Genomic DNA, 9,044 nt, shown 5'->3' on the forward strand with positions numbered 1-9,044 from the left:
GGCCGGGTTTCGGTCCCGCGGTCGGCGTCGCGGAGCGCGCGCTCGACGAGGGGTTCGACGCGACGGTCGTCTTCCACGGCGAGAACCCGCCACACGGCGACCGACTCGACGCGCTCGCGGAACGAGGTGCGACCATCGATGTCGTGACTGCTCTCGACACCGCGGCCGACCACCTCGACGGTGTCGCGACGGAGAACGTCTTCGTCTTCGGCTTCGACGATTTCATTCAGGACGTGCGCGAGCTGCTCGAGGACGCGGGACACGTCGCCACGGACGCGGCCATCGAGAGCTTCGGTCCGGCCTGAAATCAATTAAAGCGCCGGGGGGCGAACTCCCTGTCGTGAGCCCGAGCCTCCACCAGACGCTGCTGATGGTAACAGACCTGGACGCGTCCACTGCGTTCTACCGCGACGTCGTCGGCCTCGAGTCGGACGTCGTGAACGACGGGAACGTCGAGTTCGATAGCGGCCAGTGCACGCTCGTCCTGGAATCGGACTTCGGCAGGGATGTCCTCGACGCGTTCGGCCTCGAGGAGCCCGGCGACGAGCGAGGGAAAGGCGTTATCGCCGCCATCGACGCCGGATCGCCGGAAGGGGTCGACGAAGTACACGAGCGCGCCGTCGACGCGGACGTGACCGTTCGCATGGAACCCCGCGACGTCGACTGGGGACGGCGAATGATGCTACTCGCCGATCCGGACGGCTACACGGTCGAAGTCTCCGCTGCCCTGTAAGCTAGTCTTTATCACGCCTTCGGCCGAAGGCTCTCTGAGACAATGAGAGCAGCGCGATACTACGGCGAAGGCGACGTGCGCATCGAGGACGTCGAGCCGGACGACGTCGGGCCGAACGACGTCCGTATCGACGTCGCGGCCTGCGGTATCTGTGGCTCCGATCTCCACGAGTACGCCGCCGGCCCGATGACGATTCCGACTGAACCCCACCCCGTTACGGGGGAGGCGCTCCCGTTCACTATCGGCCACGAGATCGGCGGCACCGTCGCGGAGGTCGGCGAGAACGTGGACGTGGCCGTCGGGACGACCGTCGCAGTCAACCCCATCGTCTGGTGTGGGTCGTGTCGCCCCTGCGAGCGTGGCGACTACCACCTCTGCGAGAACGGGGGATTCGTCGGTCTCTCGCGCAACGGCGGGTTCGCCGAGAACGTCGTCGTCTCCGCGGAGAAGGTCGTTCCCGTGCCCGACGCCGTCTCGCCCGAACTCGCGTCCCTCGTCGAACCGTTCAGCGTCGGCCTCCACGCCGTCCATCAGGCCGACCTGTCGGCGGGTGAGAGTGTCGTGGTCTTCGGTGGCGGACCGATCGGGAATACGGTCGCACAGGCCGCACGTGCGGCGAACGCGGGGCCGGTCTATCTCTCCGAGCCACAGGACGCGCGCCGCGAAGCCGCCGAACGTGTCGGCGTCGAGCACGTCATCGACCCGATGGAGACCGACCCCGTCGAGCACGTCCGTGCGGCGACCGGCGGCGTTGACGTCGCCTTCGAGGTGGCAGGTATCGAGCAGACGCTCAACCAAGCCATCGACGTCACGCGGGCGGGCGGGCGGACGACCATCGTCAGCCTCTTCGAGGAGTCCGCGACGGTTCATCCGACGGACGTCGTGACACGCGAGCGAACCGTGAACGGAACTGCGGCGTTCCACGGTGGCCCGCGCTCGCAGGAAGAGGCGGGCGTGACGGCCCGAAACTTCGCGGACGGCACGCTCGATCCGGAGGCGCTCGTGACGGCCCGCATCGCTCTCGAGGACATCGTCGAGGAAGGGTTCGAGCGACTGCTCGATCCGGACAGTCAGGAGATGAAGGTTCTAGTGCAGCCCTGAGGGACGGGAGCGGCGTTAGGGGCCGCCGACGTTGACCCACCCGCCGTCGACGAGGAGTGCTTCAGACGTGATGTAGGAAGAGAGGTCACTCGCGAAGAACACGGCGGCGTTTCCGAGATCCTCGGGGGTGCCAAGGCGGTCGAGGGCAGTCTCGGCGGCGCGCGCGCGCTCGGCCTCTTCGTCGTGGTTGTCCGCAGCCAGACCGGTACCCGCGGTGAAGCCGGGCTGGATGGCGTTCACGCGAACCTCCGGGCCGAGGATTTCGCCGAGCGCGAAGGTCAGCGACTTCACGCCGCCTTTCGTCGCGCAGTAGAAGGCTGCACCCGGTTCGTCGAATCCCTGGTTGGCTGCCGTGCTCGAGACGTTAATGATGGAGCCGGAGCCGTTGGCGACCATGCGCTCACCGGCGGCGCGACAGCCGAAGTAGACGCCCTTGAGGTTGACGTCGGTAATGTCGTAGTAGTCCTCCTCGTCGGTTTCGAGGAACGTCGGGCCGTGGGTGATACCGGCGTTGTTCACCATGATGTCGATGCCACCGCGTTCTTCGGCGACGTCGACCGCGTTCTCGACGCTCTCGTAGTCGGTGACGTCACACTCGACGTATTCTGCGTCGGCGTCAGTCCGTTCGTGTATCGCCTCGACCGTCGGTGTCGTGTCTTCCGTGCGGGGCGTCTCGCGGAGGTCGGCGACGACGACGTCTGCACCCTCTCGGGCGAGTGCAAGGCTGATTCCACGCCCGATACCGCTCGCAGCGCCCGTGACGACAGCGGTCTTGCCGGTCAATAGCTCGGCCATACGCCACCAATTGCTGGGAGGAAGTATGAAGCCACCGGTTAACCACACGATTTATCATCTGGTCTATCCCATACCATACTATGTTAAGTGCTACTAACGTAACCAAGCGCTTCGGTGGCCTCACCGCCGTCGACAGCGTCGACCTCGAAATAGACGATGCCGAAATCGTCGGCCTCATCGGTCCGAACGGCGCCGGGAAAACCACACTGTTCAACACGCTCACCGGCGTCCACCCGCCGAACGAGGGAACGATCACGTTCAACGGAACGGACATCACAGGGAGTGAATCCCACCAGATCGCCCAGCACGGCATCACGCGGACGTTCCAGACGCCGCGCACCTTCGACGAGGAAACCGTTCTCGAGAACGTCCTCATCGGCGCGCTCTTCGGCTCCGGCAAATCGCTGAGCCGCTCCGAAGCCGCGGACGTCGGCCGCGACGCCCTCGACTTCGTCGACATCTCCCACGGCGAAGACGCCGACGTGAGCGAACTCAACCTCATGGACCGCAAGCTCGTCGAGCTCGCGCGCGCGATCGCTGCCAACCCCGACCTCCTCCTCGTCGACGAGATCGGGAGCGGCCTCACCCCCACCGAGCTCGAGAAGCTCACCAACACCTTACAGCGGGTTCGAGACGAACGTGGCATCTCGGTCTTCTGGATCGAGCACATCATGGACGCCATCATGGGCGCGACCGACCGTATCGTCGTGCTTAATCAGGGCGAGAAGATCGCTGACGGAACGCCTGAGGAGGTACAGAACGATCCCGCAGTCGCGGAAGCGTACCTCGGCGAGCGCGACGAGGACGGAACGGCCGCGGAGGTGGCGGAATGAGCGACAACAACACGATCACCGTCGACGAGGTCGACGTCGCCTACGGCGACCTCCAGGTTCTCTGGGACGTCTCGATGGAAGTCCGGGAGGAGGACGACATCGTCAGCGTCATCGGCCCGAACGGCGCCGGAAAGACCACACTCCTCAAGACGCTCTCCGGGATTCTCGAGCCGATGGACGGCCGCATCGAGCTGTTCGGCGAGGAGTCGACCGGTCTCCGCGCAGAGGAGATCACCGACCGCGGCTTCGTCCACGTCTCCGAGGCGCGCAACCTCTTCGGAGATATGTCCGTGTACGAGAACCTCAGAATGGGGTCGTACACCGAGCGCGAGAGCTTCGACGACACCCTCGATGAGGTGTACGAGATGTTCCCCGTCCTCAAGGAGCGCCGTGACCAGGATGCCGGTACCCTCAGCGGCGGCGAACAGCAGATGCTCGCCATCAGTCGCGGCCTCATGGCCCAGCCGCGCGTGCTCGCGCTCGACGAGCCGTCGGGCGCGCTCGCTCCGCAGCTCGTCGAGCGGGTCTTCGACACCATCGAGTCCATCAGCGAGGACATCACCGTTCTCCTCGTCGAGCAGCACGTCGACCGTGCCCTGGGTCTCGCCGACCGCGCATACCTGCTCGAAAACGGTCGCATAGTCGATGAAGGAACCGGCGACGAGCTCCTCGAGAGCGACCACGTCGTCGACGCCTACCTGCGCGGGAGCGCCTGAATCGGCGGACAGCAGCCACTCACCGTTCGGTTCTTGCAGGCTTACTCGACGAGCGACAGCATCGAGCGGCCGCGAGTCACAGACGCTGGCGTATGCGGTTCGGTGATACGTGAGCGAAAAAACGAGACCGTGGATCGCGGGGCGTTAGCTGAGCGTGAAGTCGGGGTCAGGCTGGACCGGTTCGGAGCGGAACTGCGGCGTCAGCTTGAAGTTCCCGTCCGGGTAGTACTCCGGCGCTCCCTTCTCGAAGCCGTAGTACGTCTGCACCACGTTCTCCATCTCGCACCACTCGTTGTACGACAGCGGGAAGCTGAAGACCGTCTCTAGCTTCATGTCCCGCAGCCCCTGACTCACCATCTCTGGGTTCGTACTCCCGGCGACCGTTATCGCCTCGGCGATCGCCTTCCCCGACACGAACCCGCACGCGTCCGGGTTGTCGAAGAACGCGCTGTGCGTCTCGTAGTAGTCGCTCGCCACCGACTTGTACCGATCCGACTCGAAGTCGACGTTGTAGAACGGTGCGAACGACTCATACAGGAGCGGCTCCCCGATGACGTCGTAGCTCACCGACGCCGGCTCGATCGCCGCCGGGAACGCCTCCGGCTCGAAGCCCAGATCGTACGCCTGCATGTACATGTTGTCGAGCCCGACCGGGTGTCCGCTCCCCGTGAACACGTCGACGTCCTTGGGCATCTGCCGCAGGTACGACGTGAACGTCGTTTCCGTCACTGGCGCTTCCCGGGACACCACTTCGACGCTGTCTCCCAGCTCGTTGGTCAGTGAGTTCAGGAAGCCCTGCCCCCACACGGCGGACTCCACGATCGCGCCGACCTTCGACGCGCCAAGCTCGTTGATCCACTGCGCCTGAGCCGTCGCGTCCATGTAGATCGGTGGCAGCCCGACTCGATACGTGTAGCGCGTCTCCGGGGTCAGCTCCACCCCGCCGGACGCGAACAGGAGAAGGGGGACGCCTTCCTCTTCGGCCACGCGCGAGGTCTGAATACCCACGTCGCTCGCGCCCGGCCCGGTCGCCGCCACGACGTTCTCCTGCTCGATCAGTCGCGAGAAGGCGTTCGTCGCCGTCTGCACGCTCGTCTTGGTGTCCACCGAGAGGACTTCCAGGTCTCGATCCAGATCACCGCTCTGGTTGATCCGCTCGACCGCGAACCGCAGCCCGCGCAGGTGACGCTGCGCGTCCGCGGAAAACGGACCCGTCAGCGGCTCCAGCGCAGCGATCTTGATCGTCCCGCTCGACGTCGTGCTTCCACCGCCGCCGCCACCGCCGCCGAGACAACCGGCTACGAGTCCGATACCAGCACCAGCACCGACTGTCTTGACGAACTTCCGCCTGTTTGAATACTTCATGGTCGTTGGTGTATGGCCCAAAGGATGAGAGGTGAGTGTATAAAAGTTGTGTAGGCGGCTGCGCTATGACTATGACGAACCCAGCGAGCGGATCCGCTCACCGATGTCCGTCCGTTCCTCGATCAGCGTCGAGACGTACGTGACGATCCCCTGCCGGAAGAACAGGAACAGGAACATGAGCAGGAGACCGAGGATGACAGTACTCCACTGACCCGCGGACTGGAGCTGCTGGTTCACGTACAGCAGGATAACGGAGCCGACGAGCGGGCCGAGCAGCGTGCGCAGGCTCCCGAGGATGAGCATGATGAGCACGAGCACGTCGATAGATCCGAATCCGAAGATGGAGGGCTGAATGTACGTGTTCATCTGGACATAAAACGGACCGATGAACCCGATGATGAACGCGGCGGTGAAGCCAGCGATGGTCTTATAGCGAACCACGTCGATGCCGACGGACTCGGCCGCCAGTTCGTCCTGGCGGAGCGCGTCGAAGGCGAGCCCGTACTTCGAGTGCGTGATGTAGTAATAGACGAGCATCGTCGCGACGAACACCGTGAGGACGATGTAGTAGAGGATCGTGAGCTCGGGGCCGGGGATGGAGTCAGCGATCCCCTCGAGTCCGAATCCGACGAAGACCTGCCCGGTGCTCCCACCAGTGATGGAGCTCGCACCGGAGACGAACTGGATGAACGCCAGCTGGAGTGCGAGTGTCAAGATGGCGATGACGAGGACAGAGAGGTTCTGTCGCGTGGCGACGTAACAGACGAGGGCACCGACGAAGCCCGCGAGGAGCGCGCCGGCGAGGAGGGAAATCCACGGCGTGATGCCGAGCCACTGCGCGAGTAGCACTGTCGTGTACGAGCCAGTTCCCATCAGCGCCCCCGAGAAGAGGAAGAGCTGATCGGTGTGACCGAAGACGATGTTCAGAGCCATCGCCATCACCGCGAAGATGATGATGAGGGTGAACAGACGCGAGACGTAGGAGTTCATGAACAGTACCGGCGGTATCAGTGCCAGCAGCACCGTGACGATAGCGATGCGGGCCTGCTCCCAGTTCCAGTTCATGCCGAAACCACCTCCGCTTTCGTGATGAGCACAGCCACTGTTACGAGGAAGACGATGATGTTCGCGACGAAGGAGCCGATCCACGCGTTCGAGAACGTGAACAGCACGCCGAGGAAGAGTCCCGCCGCGATCGTTCCCGTGACGTTCGTGACGCCGCCGACGACCGAGACGAGGACGGCGTAGATTCCGAGGGTGAACTCGGCGGAGACGTTGATCGTGTACGCGATGCTGTAGAGCATGCCGGCGATACCGGCGATGAGGACGCTCAACAGGAAGACGAGCGTGCGGATGCGCCGCGGGTTAATGCCACAGAGCAGGGCCCCCGTCTCGTCCTGCATGACGGTTCGCGTCGCGCTCCCGAGGTACGTACGTTCGAGGAACGCGTAGAAGGCGATGAACAGGACGATACCGACCCCGATGATAAGGAGTGACGAACTCTGGAAGACGAGTCCTCCGACGTTGATGGCGCCGACGCGCCACGGAATCGAGTAGCCGGACGGGAAGTGCATGTACAGGAGGCCATCGAGGAAGGTCGCGAGGCCGAGCGTGACGAAAATGCCGAGGAGCTCGCGCTCGCTCCCCTCCGATTGATAGACGAGGGAGAACAGCGTCCTGTCTACCACGAGGGCGATGAGGAGGATGACCAGTAAGCCGCCGATGATGGCTGCGACGATGCTGTTGACGATGCCGAGGAGTGTGACCGTTGCGAGGACGGCCATGACGGCGAACACCCCGATAGCGAGGTTGAGGACGCCGCCGAGCCCGAAGACCAGCGTGATGCCAAGTCCGAGTAAGGCGAACAACACGCCCCGGGCGAGCCCGTCAACCAAGATCTCGAGTGTTGATGCCGCGAGTATCTGTGCCATACACATATCCAGCACTATTGTCGATGATATAAGTTGTGGTGGTTAGGAGCGATACAAGTGAGGGAGAAACACGGCATCACGAAACCCGCCTCAGCGATCCAGAAACGGGTGGAGCCGGGTTTCGGCCCCTGTCCTGTCTGCAACCGTGACGCCGCGACGTTCGACATACGTACCACGACCCGAGCACCGTCAAAGTTCACGTTCCCACTCGATGGCGCCCCAGCGCGGGCGCGGTCAGCGACACTCCTCGACGAACGCTCGGAGTTCACGGTTGTACCGCTCCGGAGCCTCCCAGAAAGGCATATGCCCGACGTCGGGGTAGATCGACGTCCGCGAGTCCGGGACGAGGTCGGCGTGAACGCGCGCGGTCTCCTCCACCATCACGAGATCCTCGGCGCCGTGTGTCACCAACACGGGGACGTCGAGATCGCGAAGGGTGTCACGGTGCGAGAGCGTTCGCGAACGCATCCCATCGCGGACGTGTGGCGGGACGACGACGTTGAACCCGAGCATGAAGTAATGCTCGTCCAGGGGAAGTGGCTCGTGAACCGACCGCCGGAGGAACGTCTCGAGGGCGTCCACGCTCACCTCGGCGTCGCGCGAAGTAAGTTCGGGGAACAGCTCGACGTACTTCGGGCCGAGCAGCTCCGCCGCCGCCTCCGTCCCCATCCCGGAGACGCTCCCGACGAGATTTACGCCGGTGACGCGTTCGGTTCCGTACTCCGCGAGATAGTCGAGTGCGATGAGGCTAGCGTACGACCACCCGACGAGTACGACGTTCTCGACGTCGAGTTCAGTGAGAATAGCGTCGACATCGGCCGCCCACAACGCCGAGTCCTGATAGGGTTCAGTTCCCGGGGGCTTCTCTGATTCACCATGGCCACGGTTGTCCGGTGCGATGAGCCGGTAGTCGTCCGCGAGCGGGGACTCGAACTGCGGGCGCCAGGACTGTCGTGACTGCGAGTAGCCGTGCAAGAAGAGTATCGCCGGCCCGTCAGCCGGCCCGGTCTCCTCGACGTGGAGTGTAACGTCGTCGCCGCCGCGAACGGTGTGCGTCTGCATGAGTCATACCTCGATCCCCAGTCTCTTCGCTCTTTGGTCACCGCGTGAGCGAATCGGGGACGGGTTTAGCCGAGTTTGTCGACGGCGGGCTTGACCTCGTCGGCGTAGAGTTCGAGGCTCTTCTCGACCTTCTCGTGGGGGAGGCTTCCGAACTGGAAGAGCCCGTTAATCTGACCGACACCGAGTTCCTCGTACTGGCGCTCGATCTCGCCGGCGACGTACTCGGGAGTGCCGACGATGATTTCACCCATCTCCTGGAACTCATCGAAGTCGTAGTTGTTCGCGAGTTTGCCGTGGGGCTGGAGGTTCTCGACGTACTTCTCGCGGTTGTCCGGGTCGAACTCGTCGTCGCCCATCATGAACGCCGTCGCGCCCTTGTGGATTCCCGCAGTGAGGGTCTTGTAGTAGTATTCGAGGTGTTCCTCGGCCTCCTCGCGGGCCTGCTCCATCGATTCAGCGACGTAGATAGTGCGATTGATGGTGAACTTATCGTCACCCGGCGTCCAAC

General features: G+C 63.8%; 10 protein-coding genes and 1 pseudogene. 5 read left to right on the plus strand and 6 right to left on the minus strand.

Annotation, left to right across the window (positions count from 1 at the left end; all coding sequences use genetic code 11):
- From LPA44_RS17640 to LPA44_RS17650, 3 genes and pseudogenes are all read left to right on the plus strand, one after another.
- Positions 1-305 (plus strand): annotated as a pseudogene (locus LPA44_RS17640) (oxidoreductase); the annotation flags it as partial.
- Positions 306-340: 35 nt separating this feature from the next.
- Positions 341-733, plus strand: coding sequence for a VOC family protein (locus tag LPA44_RS17645; protein ID WP_230890796.1), 393 nt, complete (start codon positions 341-343; stop codon positions 731-733).
- Between the two features lie 42 nt (positions 734-775).
- Complete coding sequence (locus tag LPA44_RS17650; protein ID WP_230890797.1) at positions 776-1,834, plus strand: 2,3-butanediol dehydrogenase; 1,059 nt, start codon at positions 776-778, stop codon at positions 1,832-1,834.
- 15 nt (positions 1,835-1,849) lie between these two features.
- Here LPA44_RS17650 and LPA44_RS17655 read toward each other — a convergent pair whose 3' ends face one another.
- Entirely contained in the window at positions 1,850-2,629 is a 780-nt protein-coding gene (locus LPA44_RS17655; protein WP_230890798.1) for an SDR family NAD(P)-dependent oxidoreductase, read from the minus strand.
- Positions 2,630-2,709: 80 nt separating this feature from the next.
- On the opposite strand from LPA44_RS17655, the gene LPA44_RS17660 reads away from it, so the two are divergent.
- Both LPA44_RS17660 and LPA44_RS17665 read left to right on the plus strand, forming a co-directional pair.
- Positions 2,710-3,462, plus strand: a complete 753-nt coding sequence (locus LPA44_RS17660) for an ABC transporter ATP-binding protein (protein ID WP_230890799.1) — start codon at positions 2,710-2,712, stop codon at positions 3,460-3,462.
- Positions 3,459-4,178 (plus strand): ABC transporter ATP-binding protein, encoded by a 720-nt coding sequence (locus tag LPA44_RS17665; protein WP_230890800.1) that lies wholly within the window; start codon positions 3,459-3,461, stop codon positions 4,176-4,178. Before LPA44_RS17660 ends, LPA44_RS17665 begins: the two co-directional genes overlap by 4 nt.
- Positions 4,179-4,322: 144 nt before the next feature.
- Here LPA44_RS17665 and LPA44_RS17670 read toward each other — a convergent pair whose 3' ends face one another.
- From LPA44_RS17670 to LPA44_RS17690, 5 genes are all read right to left on the minus strand, one after another.
- A complete protein-coding gene (locus LPA44_RS17670; RefSeq protein ID WP_230890801.1) occupies positions 4,323-5,543 on the minus strand; it encodes an ABC transporter substrate-binding protein in 1,221 nt (406 codons plus the stop codon).
- Between the two features lie 69 nt (positions 5,544-5,612).
- On the minus strand, positions 5,613-6,608 hold the full coding sequence (locus LPA44_RS17675; protein WP_230890802.1) for a branched-chain amino acid ABC transporter permease: 996 nt from the start codon (positions 6,606-6,608) through the stop codon (positions 5,613-5,615).
- Complete coding sequence (locus LPA44_RS17680) at positions 6,605-7,474, minus strand: branched-chain amino acid ABC transporter permease (RefSeq protein ID WP_230890803.1); 870 nt, start codon at positions 7,472-7,474, stop codon at positions 6,605-6,607. The genes LPA44_RS17675 and LPA44_RS17680 overlap by 4 nt, the downstream gene beginning before the upstream one ends.
- A gap of 234 nt (positions 7,475-7,708) precedes the next feature.
- Entirely contained in the window at positions 7,709-8,536 is an 828-nt protein-coding gene (locus LPA44_RS17685) for an alpha/beta fold hydrolase (protein WP_230890804.1), read from the minus strand.
- A gap of 65 nt (positions 8,537-8,601) precedes the next feature.
- On the minus strand, positions 8,602-9,044 hold a 443-nt coding region (locus LPA44_RS17690), incomplete at its 5' end, for an LLM class flavin-dependent oxidoreductase (protein ID WP_442903420.1).

The sequence above is a fragment of the Halobacterium sp. KA-4 genome (assembly GCF_021028995.1).
Taxonomy (GTDB): domain Archaea; phylum Halobacteriota; class Halobacteria; order Halobacteriales; family Halobacteriaceae; genus Halobacterium.